Raw genomic sequence first — 19,473 nt, 5'->3', positions numbered from 1 at the left:
TGGCGAACAGGATAGCGGTGGCTTTGCATTCAAGGCTGCCATTTTTATATAGCTGTAAATGGCATTATCCCCCAAACGCCCAGCACAGAAACTTTGGTAATGCTGCAGCCCAGGTTGCCATATCGTGCCGGCCGCCAACAACCTCAAGGTAGGTCATATCGCGTGGCCGTACATAGCCTTTATTTTCCAGTTCAAATATCAGGTCGATAGTATCGTCAATTGAATCGATAATTCCGTTTCGGTTGCGGTCGGCGGTTTCATCTTGGGTGCCGGCTTGTAAAAAAAATCTCAGCGCGGGTTTGTCTTTGCCTTGGCGGACCACCTTGTGCATTATACGATGGTCATTGGTATAACCTTCGCCCAAACCCTTTGATCGCCACCAAAGAGAGCCAGAAAACACCCCGACAATATCAAAAACATCGGCGTTGTTCCAGGCAATATCCAGAGCGGACAGCGCTCCTAAAGAAAATCCGCAAACGGCGGTATGCTTAAACTGCAGCACCACTGTTGCCAATTTTAACTGCGGCATCAGCTCGTCAATTACAAAACGGGTATAATCTGCCGCACGGCTGCCGCGGCCCTTAAAATCGGGGATGCCTGCAACACCATACTCCTGCACGCGGTCTTTACCGGCGCAAATGGCGGCCACGGCAACGGGCTGTATGCGCCCGCTGTTTTGCACGTGTTCTAATATCGATCTCAGATCAAGGGTATCTGTCTCCTGCCCGTCGTTCAGCAGTAGCAGGTTTACAAGCGGGGTATCAGCATCTTCGGGCAAAAAAAGTTTTACCTGCACCTTGCGTTTCAGGTATTCAGAATCTATGATCAGGCTGGTTTCGGTGACGGTCATTTCGGCCCCTTGTAATACGTACATCTATAACACTAAAAAATAAACAGGCTGCAAAAATAGATTAATATGCCGCAACCTGCGGTGTTTTTTATCAACCACAAAATGTGGATTGTGATTTTAAATCTTATAAATTGCTTATGTGTAGCGGTTTATGTTTGTTTAATAAAACAATACCACCTAACTTACCATTACTAATAAATAAACGCTGCTGCTTTGAGAGAAGACTTTAGACGATGGTATTCGCATAACTTAAATACCGATATAGAAATGCTGGTTTTTGGCGACAGGGGCTACCCTGTGCTGCTGTTTCCAACTACTATGGGCCGCTATTACCAGAACAAAGATATGGGCCTCATTGATGCTGTGCGCTGGTTTATTGACGAAGGTTTGGTGAAGATCTATTGCCCCGATACCATGGACGGCCTTACCTGGTATGATAAAGCCGTGCACCCATCAGAGCGCGCACGCCGTTATGCCTGGTATGATAAAATGCTGAACGAAGAGCTGGTTCCCGGCATTATGCACGAGTGCGGAGTGGGCAAGATAGCTACGGCAGGATGCAGTTTTGGCGGATACCATGCCGCAAATTTTGCGTTTAAACACCCGGAAAAAGTGGGTAATATGTTTAGCATGAGCGGCGCGTTTGATATCCGTTCTTTTGTTGGCGATTTTTACAATGACGATGTTTTTTATAACAACCCGATAGACTTTTTGCCCGGCAGCGACAAGCACGAACTATGGCAGATGAATATTATATTGGGAACGTCTGACTGGGACATTTGCAAAGACGCCAATTTTAACCTGTCGAACGTTTTACAGCATAAAAACATAAATCACTGGTTGGATGTAAGGCCCGATGCCCCGCACGACTGGCCGATCTGGAAAGAAATGTTCCCGCATTATTTGTCTACTTTAAGGTGAACGGAGGAACGGTAAACGGCGAAACAGTAAACGGTAAACGGCGAAATGGTAAACGGCAAACGGTAAACGGCGAAGGATAGAAAACTCAACAACCATCGTGATATAATATAAAGAATAATGATCTCCGACATCATTCCTCCCTTCGGGGAGGTTAGGAGGGGTCCGGAAAAACTGATAACTGAAATATGAAAAAGATAGGAATTTTATTCGGGCAGGAAAACACATTTCCTCAGGCGTTTGTAGACAGGATCAACCAAAAAGGCGAGAAAGACATTCAAGCCGAATTTGTAAAGATCGAAAAGATCATTCAAGGCGAACAGCTTGACTACGCAGTAATTGTCGACCGGATTTCGCAGGATGTGCCTTTTTATCGTGCGTCGCTAAAAAACGCGGCCATTAGCGGAACCGCTGTGATCAATAACCCGTTTTGGTGGAGCGCCGATGAAAAATTCTTTAACAACGCGTTAGCGGTAAAGCTGGGCATCCCGGTACCTAAAACAGTATTGCTGCCATCGCGCGACCACCCGGCCGGAACAACTGACCGCTCTTTCCGCAACCTGGCTTACCCGCTCGATTGGGATGGCATTTTCAATTACGTTGGCTTCCCGGCATATATGAAACCTTTTGACGGTGGCGGCTGGCGCGATGTGTATAAGATCAGCAGCGCGGAAGACTTATGGGCCAAGTTTGAAGGCACCAAAGAACTGGTAATGCTATTGCAGGAAGAGATCATTTTTGACGACTATTTCCGCTGCTATTGCATTGGTGGCAAGCATGTGCGCATTATGCAATACGAGCCGCGTAACCCACACCATTTGCGTTACGAGCACGGCAAAGCACCTGCAGCCAAGAAATTGTTAGACACGGTTAAAGATTATGTGCTTAAACTGAACCAGTATTTAGGTTATGATTTTAATACAGTTGAGTTTGCCGTACGCGATGGCGTGCCTATCGCGATAGATTTTTGTAACCCTGCCCCTGATGCCGACGTGAACAGCGTAGGTCAGGAGAACTTTGAATGGGTTGTAGAAACAGCGGCGAGCTACGCCATTGAGCGGGCTAAAAAGCAAAAGTTTGGTGTTGATAATCTTACATGGGGCGAGTACCTAAAAAGTTCGGTAAATAAAACGCCGCTTTTAGGCAAGCCTGCTCCCGTTAAAGCGGCCGACGTAAGCGAAGGTAAAATTGCAAAGAAGCCCGGCCCCGGCCCTGATGGCGAGATAGAAGGTTCCGCAAAGCCGAAAAAGGCAGCAGCGCCAAAAAAGAAATAAATCCGGAGCGTTATGCCGTCCCGTTTAACACCGGGATAGCTCGGCATCCCAAAAGCCAATCACGAGAGATCCTGAAACAAGTTCAGGATGACGTACTTTAGAAGAAGAGGCAGTTATGAACGAATTCACAGTAGGTGTAGAAGAAGAGTTTATGGTGGTAGACCCGGTTAGCCGGGAACTGATATCGCATGAACAAAAAATTGTAGATGGTGCCCAAAAGATCCACCATGACCAGGTAAAGGCAGAAATGCACCAGGCGGTGGTTGAAGTTGGTACGCATATTTGCCGTAATACAGAAGAAGCGCGTAAAGAAGTAACCAAACTGCGGTTAACAGTGGCGCAATTGGCCGGCGACCTTGGCCTGCGTATTGGCGCGGCGGGAACGCACCCATTCTCTCACTGGCAGCACCAATTGATCACAGAGCACCCGCGCTATAATGAGATCGTAGACGAATTGCAGGAAGCTGCCCGCTCTAACCTCATCTTTGGCTTGCATGTGCATGTGGGTATCCAATCGCGCGAAATGGCAATACACATCGCCAATCAGGTGCGCTATTTTTTACCGCATGTGTTTGCACTGTCTACCAATTCGCCGTTTTGGGAAGCGCGTAACACGGGTTATAAATCATTCCGCACCAAAGTGTTTGATAAGTTTCCGCGTACCGGTATACCAGATTATTTTAGCAGTATAGAAGAGTACGATAATTACATCAAGCTGCTGGTTAAAACCAATTGTATTGATAACGCTAAAAAGATTTGGTGGGACATCCGCGTTCACCCGTTCTACGAAACTATAGAGTTCAGGATCTGCGACTGCCCCATGCTGGTTGACGAAACCATCGCATTTACAGCAATCTTCCAGGCGTTGTGTGCCAAGTTATACAAGCTAAGACAGCAAAACATGAAATTTATTACCTATAGCCGCGCGTTGATCAATGAAAACAAGTGGCGCGCTGCACGCTATGGTATAGATGGCAAAATGATAGATTTTGGCAAGCAAGCCGAGGTTAATACACGTGCCTTGATACTGGAATTACTGGAGTTTGTTGATGATGTGGTAGACGAGTTGGGCTGTCGCCAGGATTTGAACTATATTCTAAAAATTCTGGAAACCGGCACCGGCGCAGACAGGCAGTTGGCCGTCTATAATCAGAATAATAGTTTTATAGACGTGGTAGATTACATAACTTCGCAAACTTTAAAAGGTGTTGATTAGAAGATGAGTGATAAGCCGCAAATTAAAGTAGCTATTTTAGACCTCTACAACGGTGTTGCCAACCAGGGCATGCGTGGGTTTAATGAGATACTTAACCGATACAAAACCAAAAACAATACAAATATTACATGGCAGGTGTTCAACACCCGTCAGGATAATCAATTGCCCGACCTATCATTTGATCTGTACATTTCGAGCGGCGGTCCCGGCAACCCGCTAAGTGAAAACGAGGAGTGGGACAAAAATTATTTCAAGCTAATAGATGCCCTCGAGGAGTACAACGCCGGAGAGAATGGGTCTAAAAAGCACATGCTTTTTATATGCCACTCGTTCCAGTTGATGTGTCGCAGATATAATTTAGGTGAGATTTCTTTACGCCGCTCACCGTCTTTCGGCATATTACCCGTACACTTTGTAGATGGCGGCGCTACCGACCCGGTATTTGAAGGTCTGGCAGATCCGTTTTACGCGGTGGATTCGCGCAGCTGGCAAGTTGTCCACCCCAATGAAGCACAGTTTGAAAAGATTGGCGCAAAAGTATTAGCTATAGAAAAAGAAAGGCCGTACGTTGATCTCCCCCGCGCATTGATGGCCATACGCTTTAACGAATACTTTGTCGGTACGCAATTTCACCCCGAGGCCGACCCTGTGGGTATGATGGCTTACCTTGTAACCGAAGTAAAGAAAAAAGAGGTAATTGACGAGCATGGCGAAGCCAAATACAACGAGATGATCGCCCGCCTTGAAGACCCCGATAAGATATTACATACTCAAAATACACTGATACCAAACTTCCTTGACCAAGCCATATTAAGCCTGCAGGAAGCATAACCAATAACCCGTGAAAGCATACATCTTCCCCGGCCAGGGTGCCCAGTTTGTGGGCATGGGCAAAGACCTTTACGACCAGTCTGAACAGGCACGCCAGCTTTTTGAGCAGGCCAATGAAATTTTAGGTTTCCGCATTACAGATATCATGTTTAGCGGCACAGATGACGAGCTGAAGCAAACAGATGTTACGCAGCCTGCAATATTCCTGCACTCGGTGATATTAGCTAAGGTTTTGGGTGATGATTATAAGCCCGAGATGGTGGCCGGCCACTCACTCGGCGAGTTTTCTGCCTTAGTATCTGCCGGGGCATTATCTTTTGAGGACGGTCTGAAACTGGTTGCGGCCCGTGCCAACGCTATGCAAAAAGCGTGTGCCATACAGCCTTCAACTATGGCAGCGGTACTTGGTCTCGAAGATTTTAAAGTTGAAGATATTTGCCACCGCGTGAGCGATATTGTTGTACCGGCTAATTACAATTGCCCGGGTCAGTTGGTTATATCGGGCACTATATCCGGTGTTGATAAGGCCTGCGAATTACTGTTAGAAGCAGGTGCCAAACGCGCGCTGAAACTAAACGTTGGCGGCGCATTCCACTCACCATTAATGGAATCTGCACGGGTTGAATTAGAGGCTGCAATCGTTGCCACAAACATTGTAGCCCCTGTTTGCCCGGTTTATCAGAACATAGATGCCAAACCATACACAGATCCGCAGCAAATAAAACATAACCTCATAGCGCAGCTAACCGGCGCTGTAAGATGGACGCAAACCGTTAAACATATGCTCGAAGACGGAGCTACTTCGTTTACAGAAGTTGGCCCGGGAGCGGTGCTGCAAGGCCTTGTCAAAAAGGTCGACAGGGCAGTACCAACTAGCAGCGCATCCATAACAACAGCATAAAATAAAAGCCGCCTTGAGCGGCTTTTTGTTTTTTATAGTAAATTTACAGCAATACTACCCCCCATTTCGTTGACAGCCGCGGCCAAAATAAGGTTAATGCTGGCCATTGTGTCTGCCAGTCTTTTAATAACAGCAATTGTTGTACAAAAAGCCTACACACCTAAAAGCAACCTCACGCAAACAGCACAATCGGTAGAAAAGGCATTAAACGCCAAAGAAGCCATTGTTGACGACATATTAATCAGCAAAGAGAAGTACGAAAAGTTAAAAACGCTCAATAGCAACGAAAACGATGCTATTGAAACTATTGACAACCTCACTACAAAAGAGCGCATTTGGGTAAATACGCAGCTTAATGGCAAACTGGTATTCTGGAGTGGCGTCAAAATTTTGCCATCAACTGCTTTTCCGGTAAAGGAAGGGCGCTCTTTCATTAAACGGCCAAACGGTTATTTTGAGGCCATTAGAAAAACAGAGGGCAACTTCAGCGTTACTTTTTTCATCCCTGTAAAGTCGGGTTATCAGATACACAACCGTTATCTAGGCTCTAAATTTGACCAGAGCCTTGGCTATGAAAGCAACCTGGAATTGGCCGACTTTACAGATAAGGCCGTTTACAATGTCCACAGCATAGACCATAAATACCTGTTCTCTGTAAAACTTATTCCGCAGCAGGTTAACCAATCTTTTTACCTGTTCATTTCTATTTTATGGCTGGTAAATTTTGTGGTGTTATGCACGCTTGCAAATTTATTTTGCCGGTACGTTGCAGGTAAGTATAATATTGCAGTGTCGATAACGCTGCTTGCAGCGTTTATTGTGGTGTTGCGCTTCATTAACCTGTATTTTAACCTGCCGGGCTATGTAATGCAGTTCAGCATATTTAACCGCTCTGATTATTTTGGCGGGCTTTTGTTTCCTTCGCTTGGCGATTTCTGTATCAACTTGCTATTATTCTGCTGGCTTTGCGGCCATATTTACAGCTATCGTTACCGGCTAACGCAAAACCTGCGCAGCAAATCTATCCTAATCGTAGCGTTGTGCGCTGTTTTGTTTTTTGGGCTAGCTGCTATTTACACGCAACTGTTTCAAGACCTGGTGCTGCAGTCAAATATCAATTTTGATGTAAACAACGTACTCAATCTTTCCGCGTTTGGGTTTACCGGTTTGCTAATGGTATGCATTGGCTTCCTCACATTTTATTTCTTGGGTGAAGTCGGGTTGGTGATTTGCATGCGGGTTGATAAACCTGTATTGCAAAAGATAATCATATTGGTTTTAGCCGTCACAGCTTTCACTGTTGCTGCAAGCCTGCACGGAAGGCTTACTTTGCTGTATGTGCTAGCGGGGCTTATAATCGCCATGCGCGCGCGATCAGTCTGGCATTACGGCGGTGGCTTTAATTCGGCATCATTTATCAGCCTTATTGTTCTTGGTGCGTTCATCGCTTCGGGGCAATTAAGCGATTTCCAAACACAGCGGGAGCACAATTACCGCAAGATATTAGCTAAAAAACTGCAGGCAGGCGATGATGCCAATGCCGATTACATCTTCAAAAAAATAGAGCACGAAATTATTGCTGACCCTTACCTCATCAAATATTTCAGCGATAGCAGCCGCAACACAGATTACCTGCGGATGCACTTTAAAAAGAATTACTTTGACGGGTATCTCTCAAAGTATGACATAAAGATCTATGAGTTTGACAAGCAGGGCAAAGCCATTAACGGCGACAAGAGCTACGTGCTCGACAATTTTAAAGACCTTGTGCTATACAGCTCATTTAAAGTATCGTCATTCTTTTACCGCGAAAACGATTCATTTGGCTTTCAAAGTTATTTTGCATTGTTGCCCATCACTCGTAATGGCGAAAACCTGGGCACCTTTGTGGTTGCCCTTCGCTCAAAGCCGCTGCAATTTGCCAACGCCTTCCCCGAGTTGCTCGTTGACGGTCAGCTGAATTTAAAGAATGATTACAGCGGTTACTCTTATGCCTACTACAGTGACGACCGTTTGGTTAGCCAAAGCGGTAATTACATCTATAGCCTGGTGAATAAAGAGTTTAACGGCAAACCGCATCAGTTTTTATTTAAGAACTCGGCCCTCTCAAAAAGCGATCTGTTTAATCCGCTTACGTATTACAATCACCTGGTGTACAAACCAAGCGCGCGGAAACTCATTGTGATTAGCAAGCAGGAACTACCAATTGTATATGGCATCACGTCGCTTACGTTCTTTTTTCTGCTCTTATTGCTCTTTAACGGGCTGGTGATCTTAAGCCGGTGGCTTTGGGTGCATATCAAACTGGTTCATTTGGTTGGCAGCGATATTGTGTGGCAGCCATCTGTAAACCTGGGCCACATATTGTATAGAACACGGATCCAGTTTTCTATGATCGTAGCTGTTGTGATGACCCTTTTGCTTGTGGGCATTATTACCTACCTGTCTTTAACGGCGCAGTATAAAGAACAGCAAGACCACAACATTAGCGAGCGCATAGGCCATATATCGTCGGCTTTTGAAACGCATATCGATAACGAGGCCGACCCTTTAAGACAAGAGACCCAGGTTAGCTTCAATACTTTTGCCGACTCGTACGCTACAGATCTAACCCTCTTTAACCGGGACGGAAACTTGCTTTTTACTACACAGCCCAAACTGTATAGTGCCGGCCTCATTATGCCCACTATGAACGGGCGCGCGTTCATTTTCCTGAACAAGCTGCAGAAATCGGAATTCATTAACCAGGAACAGATAGGCGAATTGAAATACAAAGCCGGTTATGCCCCTATCCGTAATAATAAGAATGAAACTATCGCTTACCTGCAATTGCCATTCTTTTCTAATGAAGCCGACTATAAGCAACGCGTAGGCGCCTTGCTAAACGCGATGATCAACATTTACGCGCTGATGTTTATTGCCATTGGCATACTGGCCATCTTAATTGCGCGCCAGATAACCGCTCCGCTAAGTTTCATTCAACAAAAATTGACTAAGATCATTTATGGCCGCAAGAACGAACCGATTGTTTGGCGCCGCGACGATGAAATAGGTGCGCTGGTGCAGGAATATAACAGCATGATATCCGCGCTTGAGGCCAGCGCAAATAAACTGGCGCAGTCTGAAAGGGAAAGCGCGTGGCGTGAAATGGCCAAGCAGGTGGCACATGAAATTAAAAATCCGCTTACGCCATTAAAACTTGGACTGCAACTGTTGGATAAATCGTGGCGGGATAAAGACCCTAAATTTGATACCAAGTTCGAGCGTTTTAGCAAATCATTTGTAGAGCAGATAGAAAGCCTGTCGAACATCGCGTCTGAGTTCTCTGCATTTGCAAAGATGCCCGATACCCGTCTGGAACGTTTAGACCTGATCGAGCTGCTCAACCAGGCGGTTATCATATTTAAACACATGGACAACCTGGTTATCAATTACAAGATAAGCCACCCCGGTTTCTTTGTAATGGCCGACCGCGACCAGTTACTGCGCTGTTTCAACAACCTGCTTAAAAACGCCATTGAAGCAATGCCGCCAGACCATGCTGGTGTGATAGATATTAACTATGAAGTAATTGCCGGCAACATTATCATCACCATAAAAGACAACGGTAATGGTATCCCCGAAAATGTGCGCGTAAAAATATTCGAACCTAATTTCACCACTAAAAGCTCGGGTACAGGCTTGGGTCTTGCCTTTGTGAAAAACTCGATAGAGAATGCCGGTGGCCGCGTTTGGTTTGATACCACCATTGGCGTGGGTACTGCATTCTACCTGCAATTGCCGGAAGCCCCGGTAGATAACGCGTCACCGGTTTCCTGAGATGCAGCCTTATCTCATCAAATCTAAAAAGGCGTTTAGATTCTCCTGCATATTTTTTATGGCATTAGTTTTCATTGGTGCCATTTATAGCACACTGCAAAGTGTGGCTTTCATCGCTTCGCTTATAATTTGTATACCTTTCTTCAGCCTGATAATTTCAACCATTTATGGCTTTTACTGTGTTTACAAGGGCTTTACCAATAAAGAGATCGACAGTAAATTTCGTATGTACTACGCCATAGGACATTTGATATTCCTCCTGATCATCATCTGGCTTATAATTGACATTTCAAGAATGGTTACCGCATAAAAAAAGCCCGCTTGCGTCAGCAAGCAGGCTTTTAAGTATATTTTATTGACTATCGCAAAGTGAATGTAGTCTTACCCATGGTAAACCCGTCTGAATAAAGTACCACTGTATATTCGCCTTTTACAAAAGGCTGCGGGTTAACCCAATCTACCACATAAGGCGTATCGTCATTTTTAAAGTCGATAGATGTCTTGTAGGTGTACTGCAAGTCCTGCCCGTCAGCGTTAAAGGTAGCCGCGTCAGGCGCAGCCACCAGGTTTCCTGCAGGGTCTATCACCCTCACATAAATATCATGCATGCCAACTGCGGCTATACTATTGTTGGCTACGCTGAAGTTTATCTTGAATTTCTTGGCGTTTTTAGCTTTGTCATTTACAGACTCTTTACCATTATCCTTTACCTTGTAAGGCACCAGCAATAAGCTTGAAGTCTTAAGCGCTGAGCCTACCTGCACTTTTGTTGCCAGGTCTTTATTTTGTGCTTCAAGGTTAGTGGCCTTGGTATTTACTGTTGCCAGGTTAGTCTTCAACGTATCACGCTCTGTGGTCAACGTAGCATTTTGCTTTTTAAGCTCCTCAAGATCGGCAGTGTATTTGGTTACAAAATAACGTAATTGTTTTATATCTTCCTGGGCCTTAGACAATTCAGCAGCAGTTAGTTTGCCTTTTTTAAGCTCGACACGCAGCATGTTGATCTTGCTTTGCAATGAATCTGTGCGGCTGGCCATGGCGGCGCTCATTTTGGTTTTACTGGTGTTTACCTGTTGTATCTGTGCCTCCAAGCTATCCAGTTCGGCCTGTAAGCGGGTCTTTTCGTCGTTCTGGTAAACTATTTTTTCATCACTTCCTCGCTTTTGGGTATACAGGTAAACGTCTGTACCTAAAAGGGCAATAACCACAACGATAAGGAAATATATGATATTAGAATTCTTTCTGGAGTTTGAGTCTTGATTAGTGTTATTTTCCATAGGTAAGTTCTTAGTTATCGGTTAGTAGGTGCATTGCAAACCGTGTGTGATCTGCGGTCACCTGCGATTATACAAAATTTATTTAACCGCGCCTGCAAACCCATCAGGATGTTACACAGGCATTCATTAAGCGTTTATTTTATAAATCTATGCACTATAAAACAAAAACACAAAATTGGGTTTATTATTGCCATACATAAAAAAATAGCGCGCCGAAGAATTCAATATCTTTGCGGCTCATTTTCTACCGATATGTGCAAAGGCAAATTTTTTATTCTTTCCTTACTGCTGCTCTTCAGTTTCACCACTTTATACGCGCAAAATAATTTACTCACCCAGCCCGAGCTGCATCCAAAAAGAGAGTTTCGCGGCGTGTGGATAGCTACCGTGGTTAACATAGACTGGCCCAGCGCTGTAGGCATGCCGGTACAAAAACAAAAAGACCAGCTAGTTAAAATCCTGGATTTTCATCAGCAAAGTAACATGAATGCTATAATGTTCCAGGTGAGGCCCGCGGCTGATGCTTTTTATGCAAAAGGACGCGAGCCATGGTCGCGCTGGCTCACCGGCAGGCAAGGTAAAGACCCCGGCTATGACCCATTGGATTTTGCCATAACAGAATCGCACAAACGTGGTATGGAATTGCATGCCTGGGTTAATCCTTACAGGGCAACGTTTGACAACAATTATGTTAATATCGCCCCAAACCATATCACTAAAACACACCCCGAGTGGTTCTTTATTTACGGTGGGCAAAAGCTGTTTAACCCAGGGCTGCCCGAAGTGCGCGAATACATTGTGCAGGTAGTGCTGGACATTGTAAAAAATTATGATGTAGATGGCATTCACATGGATGATTACTTCTACCCATACCTAATAGCTGGTCAGAAACTGCAGGACGCGGAGGCCTTTGCACAATATGGCGGCGATTTTTCTGACATACGCGACTGGCGCCGTAACAGTGTTGACCTGCTGATTAAAATGGTTGGCGACAGTATACACAAATATAAGCCGAACATTAAGTGGGGCGTGAGCCCGCGTGGTATATGGCGTAACAAAAATGAAGACCCCGAAGGTTCTGATACCCACGGCGGCGCTGCTTACTCTGAAAATTATGCCGATACCCGCAAGTGGATGAAAGAAGGGTGGGTTGATTATATGAACCCGCAGATCTACTGGCAGATTGGTAACCGCAGTGCCGCGTTTGATGTGTTAACCGAGTGGTGGAGCAACAATACCTTTGGCCGGCATTTATACATTGGCCAGGCGCCTTACCGCATTGCAGAAGGACGGTCATACGCGTTTCACAACCCTAATGAACTGCCTAACCAGGTTAAGATAACAAGGTTAAACCCGCGCGTGCAGGGAAGCGTTTATTTCAGTTCAAATTCTTTAACAAGCAATCTGGGCGGCTTTGCCGATTCGCTTCGGCAGAATTATTACCGCTACCCTGCCCTTCCGCCGGCCATGATGTGGCGCGATTCGATCGCTCCAAATGCCCCGCTTGGATTAGTAGGTGTCAACAGCCCGAAAGGAGTTGTGCTTACCTGGCAGGAACCAGCCGAAGCGAAAGATAAAGAACCAACATTTGGCTACGTAATTTACCGTTTCGACGCTGCTGAAAAGATCACCACCGGCAATGCAGCCAACATCCTCTACATAAAATATAACACCGAGCGGGTACTGTTAGACAATACCGCCCAGCGCGGAAAAAAGTACATCTATATAGTTACGGCGCTCGATAAGATGAAAAATGAAAGCGAGCATTCTGAACCTTACACCGTGATTGTGCCGGCGTTGTAGCATTGTTAAATAGCAGAGGTGCCATTTTTCCGGCATTGTCACAGCCTGTGACAAAGTGAAACACTTTTTCATTAAAAATCTGCAAATGTGTGACACTGACACGTTTATGCCTTATTGATATTCAACCTGTTACAACGCTGACAAACTCGCGTCAGATACTAATAAGTCAGGATTTAGGGAAATAGTGTAACATGTTACACCCGTCCGTCAGCTGACGGATCAAAAACTTACCTACGGTCAATAAATTTCACTGCTTTGCGGGTAGTTTCAGGGAACTGCATGCGCTGGATATCTTCTGCCGTAACGTATTTAATCTGCGGACTAACCCTCAATCTCGCTTGCAGATAGGCGCGTATCTGATGGTCGGTTTCCTGGTGGGTATCAGATGGCAAAATGTATAGTAATACCTCATCAAGGCCAACTTCGTTGGGATAAACCTCTACCACAAAATCTAATATCTCTTCACGCTCGTTCAGTATGTCAAATAATGCAGGCGGGTAAAGCGTGGTGCCTTTAAACTTGATCATTTGTTTCTTGCGTCCCAATATCGGCGATAGCCGCCAGCTGCTGCGCCCGCAGCTACAAGGTTCATCAAAATACATGGCGATGTCGCCAGTTTTATAACGCAGCAACGGCATACCTTCTACACCCAGCGTGGTGATCGTCAACTCACCGGGCTCATTAGGCCCAAGTACGTTTTCATCCTCATCCAGTATCTCAGCGATCATCAGTTCAGGTTGGTAATGGCCGCCATGTTGTGCACTGCATTCTGTAAAAGCGGTTTGCATCTCGGTAGAGGCATAGGTAGAATACAGATCGATGTCCCAGTTATCTGTGATCTTTTTACCTAGTATGTTTAGTGAAAAATCTGTGTTGCGAATGTTTTCACCAATACATATAGCCTTCTTCACAGACGAAGCATTGATATCTATGCCGTTATCCTGCGCAAATTTTATGAGCTTTAAGATAAACGAAGGTACCGCGACTATAGCTGTAGGCTGCAGCCGTTTTATAGTTTCCCATTGCAACGATGGCACACCCGGCCCCAGACGGATAATGCCCGCCCCCAACTTGCGCAAACCTAAATAATAAGCCATGCCGGCCATAAACTGCCTGTCCAGTGTGAGCATTAACTGGTAGGTATCAGTACTGCTTCCTTCTGCGCTTACAAAAGAATTGTACTCGTTTATCGCAAGCCGGTCAAGGTCTTTATTCGTAAGCGCAATAGTTACCGGCCCTCCAAGTGTACCGGACGTGGAGGTATATTCAATAACACTTTCGGGCGGTACGCAAAAGAAATCGGCATTGCGCTGCTGCAGGTCTTCTTTGGTAGTTGTAGGCATTTGCTGCAGATCTGCAACCGACCTAATGCTACTGATGTCTACGTTATTCTTCGCAAAAAGTTCTTGATAGAAAGGGGAATTGGCCTGCAGGTAAGCCAGCAGTTTGGTTAGCTTTTGCGATTGTATTTGCTCCGGGGTTTGCCCCTGTGAATGTGTCATAAATAATTAGCAACGGCGCAGGGCCATCATGCCCAAAGTTAGAAAAAATGCCTATGCCGCATGATGCGCTGCAAATCAAACTTTTACAATTTCAATTTGTACCTATTGTTTGCCATCATACATATGCACATTAAAGCGCTTCTCCCATTAATCTTAATACTAGCTTGCGCCACTTCGCAGGCACAACAGCTTAGGTACAAAGACTTTGTCTTTACAAATGTTAAAGTAGATTTCGACCGTAGTTATGACAACGCAGGGAAAGATAAAAAGTCGCACCGCTTTGACCTTTACACCCCCAGCGGCGACAATGAAACAAAACGCCCATTAATTATCTGGATGCACGGCGGCGGTTTTATATTCGGTTCTAAAGGCGCGCCGGGTACTACGCTCTGGAGCGAAACCTTTGCCAAACGGGGATATGTTTGCGCGGATATTAACTACAATCTGGGCAGCGTATTTACCCTGGCCAGTTCGTCGGCATTTAAACGCAGCTCTTATGATGCTGTGCAGGATTGCCGCATGGCTGTGGCCTATTTCAGAGCCCATGCAAGTGAATATGGGATCGACCCGGACAAGATCATCCTTGCAGGTAACTCCGCCGGCGGTATCATGGCTTTGCTTACCGCTTACACCACAAATTACGAACTGGCAACAAGAGCAGGCTTAAAGGCAGATACCAAAGGGGTAGATTTTTCTAAAGAAAAAACCCGCGTAGCCGGCATCATTAATTTTTGGGGCGGATTGATGGATGTGAAATGGTTAAAGAACGCGCGCGTGCCAATAGTTAGCTGTTATGGCAGCAGGGATAGTTTGGTGCACCCCGGTTACCACGATGGCTTTTATGGCTCGATAGCCATACATAAAGAAGCAGACGTGCTGCACATTCCAAACAACATAAAGGTATTTGAAGGTTATTCGCACGAACTACAGAAACACTTTAATCCGGTATTTAAAAGCGACGATGAAACCAAAGAACGCTGGCTGCAAGCCGGGCAGTTTAGCGCAGATTTTATGTATAGAGAGGTGATACATAAAGTATTAAATGAGTGAATACTAAAACCTAACCGGTAAATTGATGTTTGCATCCTGTAACTAAAACCCAATACTATGAAGATCGCAAAAGTATTATTAGCCGCAGCACTGCTTGCAACCAGTGTTGACTTGGCTGAAGCTGCCCCGGCTACCGAGGCTGCTGCAAGCACCGCGACAACCTTACAGTTGCCGCCGCCACCACCGCCGCCCGGATTACCAAGAATTCACATCGGTCGGCGCCGTCATTATGTGCGCCACCGCAGATACGTGCGCAGAAGCAGTGGTATCCGCGTACACCTGCCACCACCGCCGCCGGCTCCGCCGCGACCATAACATCAAAAAAGCAACACCGGCGGTGTTGCTTTTTTAAATTCAAGAATTTTTCCTTCGCGATTAAATTATCTCTCGGCAATGTTTTTTGGATTTCAACGTTAATTTTATCGCAATGAAAAAGTTTAAGTTATTTACGGCAGCACTAGTGGTTACCGCATTCTTATCGTCTTGCGGTATATTTCACAAAAGCTGCAATTGCCCGCATTTTAGTAGCGTTGGCAAAGCTACTTCTAATCAGCAAATCGCGTAATCTAAAGGTTTACCTTCGGCAGACATTTTTCAATTTCCTTATTTGGATTTAATTTAAATTACCGATACATTTGTCTCATTATAGACGCACAAATGAAGCTTTCGCAATTAGGTATAGGTAAGAAAGGTGTAGTTAAAGAATTTACCGATCTTGAAATGTCTGTTAAATTAATGGAAATGGGCTGCCTGCCCGGCGAAGAGATCCAGGTTCAGCGAATTGCCCCCCTTGGCGACCCTATTGCCATTACCGTTGCCGGTTACCAGCTTAGCTTGCGCAAACGCGAAGCGTCTACTATCGTCCTACTGTAATTTGATACGTTGAGAGCTGATATAAGAGTTGCACTTGTAGGGAACCCTAATACCGGTAAATCAACAGTCTTTAACGCCCTAACCGGCCTCAATCAAAAAATAGGAAATTTTCCGGGAGTAACTGTCGATAAAAAAACAGGCTATTGTGATCTACCAAATGGCAGCACAGCAGAAATAGTCGACCTGCCAGGTACATATAGTCTCTATCCCAAAAGCCGGGATGAATCTATCGTATTTTCTGTACTTGCCGATCTCCATAACACGCACCGGCCGGATCTGGTTATTGTTGTCTTAGACGCTTCTAACTTGAAACGTAACTTGCTGCTGTTTACTCAAGTTGCCGATCTGAAGATACCCGTCATAGTCGCGCTAAACATGATGGACCTGGCCAAAAAGAATAATATATCCATCGATATCGATCTTTTTGCCCGCAAATTAGGTGTGCAGGTTGTCCCCATCTCTGCCCGAAAGTTAGAAGGGATCGATAATCTAAAGTCTGCTGTTTCATTCGCCGGTTCGCTGGCCCTGCAAGAGAATACTATTGATGTCGCCGCCATTGCCCCACAACTGGTATCAGGGATCAAGAAAGTTGTCAATACAGATAATCCATACCTGGCCTTGCAATTAGCCCATCAGCATGAAACGCTGGCTTTCTTGTCTGAAGAAGAAAACGAGCAGATAGAACAGCTCGAACGCGACAATGACTTCCATTCGCAAAAAGCGCAAGCGGCAGAAACCATCGCCAGGTACAATTACATTAACGACCTGCTTTATGATACGGTTACCCAACCGCCTGCCGCCGAAGCGGAGACCGCAAGTAACCGCATAGACAAGATATTGACCCACCGCGTGTTTGGGTTTGTAATATTCTTCCTCATACTCATGTTCATGTTCCAGGCTATTTTTAGCTGGTCGGCATGGCCAATGACCCAGATAGAAAACTTGTTTATCTGGCTGCAGTCAGTTATTCACAATGGCTTGCCCGATGGTCCGCTGACTAATCTTTTAGCTGATGGTATCGTAGCCGGCTTAAGCGGTGTGATGGTCTTCATTCCGCAGATCGCTATCCTGTTTGCCTTCATTTCGATACTGGAAGATACCGGATACATGTCGCGGGTTACGTTTATGATGGATAAGCTGATGCGCAAAGTTGGCCTCAATGGCAAGTCAGTTGTGCCGCTTATTGGCGGGTTTGCCTGCGCGGTGCCGTCTATTATGAGTACCCGCACCATCGAAAATTGGAAAGACCGCATCATAACCATTATGGTTACGCCATTGGTTACCTGTTCTGCCCGGCTGCCTATTTACACTTTACTGATCGCGCTTGTTGTGCCTAACAGAAACGTGTGGTGGATATTCAACATGCAGGGGCTGGCCCTTACAGGCATGTATGTCCTCAGTTTGGTGTCGGCCATTGTAGTGGCATTTGTAATGAAGCTGATCATCAAAGGCCGCGAACGCGGGTACTTTATTATGGAATTACCTGTGTACCGGATGCCGCGATGGAGCAACGTCGTGCATGATATGTATAACCGCTCAAAGACGTTCGTTCTGGAGGCCGGGAAGGTCATTATTGCCGTCGCGATCATTCTTTGGGTGTTAGCTTCGTACGGCCCGGGTAACAGATTTAAAAATATAGAGCAGAAATATCATCAGCCGCAATACACCAAACACATTGCACCCGCCGAGCTGAATAAGATCATTGCCTCAGAAAAGCTGGAGAACTCTTATGCCGGCGTATTAGGGCACGTAATGGAACCTGCCACACGGCCCTTAGGGTTCGACTGGAAAATAGACATCGCATTGATAACTTCATTCGCTGCACGCGAGGTTTTTGTGGGAACGATGGCCACCATCTACAGCGTAGACGGTGATGCAGACAACATCCAATCGGTACAGCAAAAAATGTCTTCTGCTAAAAACCCCGAGACAGGTAAACCGGTGTTTACTTTTGCCGTAGCTATATCATTAATGATGTTTTATGCGTTCGCGATGCAATGCGCCAGCACCGTAGCTGTGGTGTATCGCGAAACTAAAGACTGGCGCTGGCCCGCAGCACAATTTGCCTATATGACAGTGCTGGCTTATACGATAAGCCTGATAACCTATCAGTTGCTGAGATAAGAAAGATCTCTGCTATTCGCTATATTTGCTTAGAGGTATTTTTTGGATAAAGTAAAAGTTTTAGAGCGCTATATGCCACCTGCAGCCGCCCCGCTGATAGGCCGCTGGATAGACTATTTTAAATGCGAGTTTAAAATCTCGCGTAACCGCGGTACTAAATTTGGCGATTACCGCCCCCCGCACGATGGCAAAGGCCACCGAATCTCTGTTAATTATGATCTTAATATCTATGCGTTCCTGGTGACAACCGTGCACGAGTTTGCGCACCTCCATACCTGGAATGAGCACAAGCACAAAGCCAAACCGCACGGCACAGAATGGAAACAGAATTTCAAGAAAATGATGCAGCCTTTTTTTGATCAGCAGGTTTTCCCGGCAGACATTCAGCAAGCAATTACGAAGTATTTAAATAACCCGGCCGCTTCCAGTTGCTCTGACCTGAATTTGTACAGGTCGCTTCGCAAGTACGACTTGCCTAAAGAGTCAATGCTTACCGTAGAAAAGTTGCCTGCAAACGCCGTATTCAAATTAAAAGACGGTCGCGTTTTCCGCAAGGTCGAGCAGTTGCGCAAACGCTACAAGTGTATTGAAGTTGCGACTAAACGGGTATACCTATTTAGCCCCGTTGCAGAGGTAGAGGTTTTAGAAGCATAGATTAGTATTCGGGTTGTCACCCTGAGCCTGTCGAAGGGTGAGGGAGAGGTCAAGATGGAGATTGCCGTGTCGCTTCGCTACTCGCAATGACGTGGTGGGTTGAGTTTCCACCGCCCAGTTTTATATCTTATTGATCAGTCTGATTTTCTCCTCCAATAAACGGTAATCTTCGGTAAGGATTTTACGTACAATAAACTTCGCGCCGTTTGGATATTCCTTTACAAAAAGGTCACCATCCATAGTTTCAGGGAAAGCCTCATCGCGGTAAAAGATAGGCACCCCCGCTTTAAGCATTTCCTGAGCGCCCCAACCTGCCCCCTCATCAATAATCCTTTGAGTAGGGTCTTGCTCATATATTTCCTCGAGCGTTAGCATACACCA

Annotated in this window: 17 protein-coding genes; 13 read left to right on the top strand and 4 right to left on the bottom strand. The window is 45.7% G+C overall.

All coding sequences use genetic code 11. From position 1 onward, the window contains the following. Positions 1-64 precede the first annotated feature (64 nt). Positions 65-850, bottom strand: a complete 786-nt coding sequence (locus GO620_RS16730; RefSeq protein WP_244139434.1) for an alpha/beta hydrolase — start codon at positions 848-850, stop codon at positions 65-67. A 213-nt stretch (positions 851-1,063) separates the two neighbouring features. On the opposite strand from GO620_RS16730, the gene GO620_RS16725 reads away from it, so the two are divergent. The 7 genes from GO620_RS16725 to GO620_RS16695 all read left to right on the top strand — a co-directional run bounded on the left by GO620_RS16725 (position 1,064) and on the right by GO620_RS16695 (position 10,119). Further along, positions 1,064-1,771 (top strand): esterase family protein, encoded by a 708-nt coding sequence (locus GO620_RS16725; protein ID WP_157525071.1) that lies wholly within the window; start codon positions 1,064-1,066, stop codon positions 1,769-1,771. Between the two features lie 185 nt (positions 1,772-1,956). Next, positions 1,957-3,042, top strand: a complete 1,086-nt coding sequence (locus GO620_RS16720; protein ID WP_244139433.1) for an ATP-grasp domain-containing protein — start codon at positions 1,957-1,959, stop codon at positions 3,040-3,042. A 115-nt stretch (positions 3,043-3,157) separates the two neighbouring features. Then, positions 3,158-4,258 (top strand): carboxylate-amine ligase, encoded by a 1,101-nt coding sequence (locus GO620_RS16715; protein WP_157525069.1) that lies wholly within the window; start codon positions 3,158-3,160, stop codon positions 4,256-4,258. Between the two features lie 3 nt (positions 4,259-4,261). After that, positions 4,262-5,089, top strand: coding sequence for a type 1 glutamine amidotransferase (locus GO620_RS16710; protein ID WP_157525067.1), 828 nt, complete (start codon positions 4,262-4,264; stop codon positions 5,087-5,089). Between the two features lie 10 nt (positions 5,090-5,099). Continuing rightward, the gene (gene fabD, locus GO620_RS16705) at positions 5,100-5,990 is read left to right on the top strand and encodes an ACP S-malonyltransferase (RefSeq protein ID WP_200230395.1); all 891 of its coding nucleotides are present in this window, start codon (positions 5,100-5,102) and stop codon (positions 5,988-5,990) included. A 69-nt stretch (positions 5,991-6,059) separates the two neighbouring features. Further along, positions 6,060-9,809 carry an ATP-binding protein gene (locus GO620_RS16700; protein WP_157525065.1) on the top strand — a complete coding sequence of 1,250 codons (3,750 nt, stop codon included), beginning with the start codon at positions 6,060-6,062 and terminating at the stop codon, positions 9,807-9,809. Between the two features lie 58 nt (positions 9,810-9,867). After that, positions 9,868-10,119 carry a hypothetical protein gene (locus GO620_RS16695; protein ID WP_157525063.1) on the top strand — a complete coding sequence of 84 codons (252 nt, stop codon included), beginning with the start codon at positions 9,868-9,870 and terminating at the stop codon, positions 10,117-10,119. A 49-nt stretch (positions 10,120-10,168) separates the two neighbouring features. On the opposite strand, the gene GO620_RS16690 is transcribed toward GO620_RS16695, so the two are convergent. Then, positions 10,169-11,086 (bottom strand): coiled-coil domain-containing protein, encoded by a 918-nt coding sequence (locus GO620_RS16690; protein ID WP_157525061.1) that lies wholly within the window; start codon positions 11,084-11,086, stop codon positions 10,169-10,171. A gap of 252 nt (positions 11,087-11,338) precedes the next feature. Here GO620_RS16690 and GO620_RS16685 point away from each other — a divergent pair, with 252 nt between their 5' ends. Next, positions 11,339-12,889: a glycoside hydrolase family 10 protein gene (locus tag GO620_RS16685; protein WP_157525059.1), complete on the top strand. Its 1,551-nt coding sequence runs from the start codon at positions 11,339-11,341 to the stop codon at positions 12,887-12,889. 227 nt (positions 12,890-13,116) lie between these two features. On the opposite strand, the gene GO620_RS16680 is transcribed toward GO620_RS16685, so the two are convergent. Next, positions 13,117-14,391: a phenylacetate--CoA ligase family protein gene (locus tag GO620_RS16680; protein WP_157525057.1), complete on the bottom strand. Its 1,275-nt coding sequence runs from the start codon at positions 14,389-14,391 to the stop codon at positions 13,117-13,119. Between the two features lie 123 nt (positions 14,392-14,514). On the opposite strand from GO620_RS16680, the gene GO620_RS16675 reads away from it, so the two are divergent. The 5 genes from GO620_RS16675 to GO620_RS16655 all read left to right on the top strand — a co-directional run bounded on the left by GO620_RS16675 (position 14,515) and on the right by GO620_RS16655 (position 19,092). Continuing rightward, the gene (locus GO620_RS16675; RefSeq protein ID WP_198173552.1) at positions 14,515-15,441 is read left to right on the top strand and encodes an alpha/beta hydrolase; all 927 of its coding nucleotides are present in this window, start codon (positions 14,515-14,517) and stop codon (positions 15,439-15,441) included. 57 nt (positions 15,442-15,498) lie between these two features. Continuing rightward, positions 15,499-15,756: a hypothetical protein gene (locus GO620_RS16670; RefSeq protein ID WP_157525053.1), complete on the top strand. Its 258-nt coding sequence runs from the start codon at positions 15,499-15,501 to the stop codon at positions 15,754-15,756. A gap of 342 nt (positions 15,757-16,098) precedes the next feature. Beyond that, positions 16,099-16,314, top strand: coding sequence for a FeoA family protein (locus GO620_RS16665; protein WP_157525051.1), 216 nt, complete (start codon positions 16,099-16,101; stop codon positions 16,312-16,314). 9 nt (positions 16,315-16,323) lie between these two features. Next, on the top strand, positions 16,324-18,438 hold the full coding sequence (gene feoB / locus GO620_RS16660) for a ferrous iron transport protein B (RefSeq protein WP_157525049.1): 2,115 nt from the start codon (positions 16,324-16,326) through the stop codon (positions 18,436-18,438). Between the two features lie 42 nt (positions 18,439-18,480). Continuing rightward, positions 18,481-19,092, top strand: a complete 612-nt coding sequence (locus GO620_RS16655) for a SprT-like domain-containing protein (RefSeq protein WP_244139432.1) — start codon at positions 18,481-18,483, stop codon at positions 19,090-19,092. A gap of 120 nt (positions 19,093-19,212) precedes the next feature. Here the strand turns inward: GO620_RS16655 and GO620_RS16650 are convergent, their stop codons facing one another. Further along, positions 19,213-19,467, bottom strand: a complete 255-nt coding sequence (locus GO620_RS16650; RefSeq protein WP_157525047.1) for a hypothetical protein — start codon at positions 19,465-19,467, stop codon at positions 19,213-19,215. Positions 19,468-19,473 lie beyond the last annotated feature (6 nt).

Source organism: Mucilaginibacter ginkgonis, assembly GCF_009754905.2.
Classification (GTDB): Bacteria; Bacteroidota; Bacteroidia; order Sphingobacteriales; family Sphingobacteriaceae; genus Mucilaginibacter; species Mucilaginibacter ginkgonis.
The sequence above is the reverse complement of the archived record's forward strand: the minus strand, read 5'-3'. Positions and strand labels throughout refer to the sequence as shown.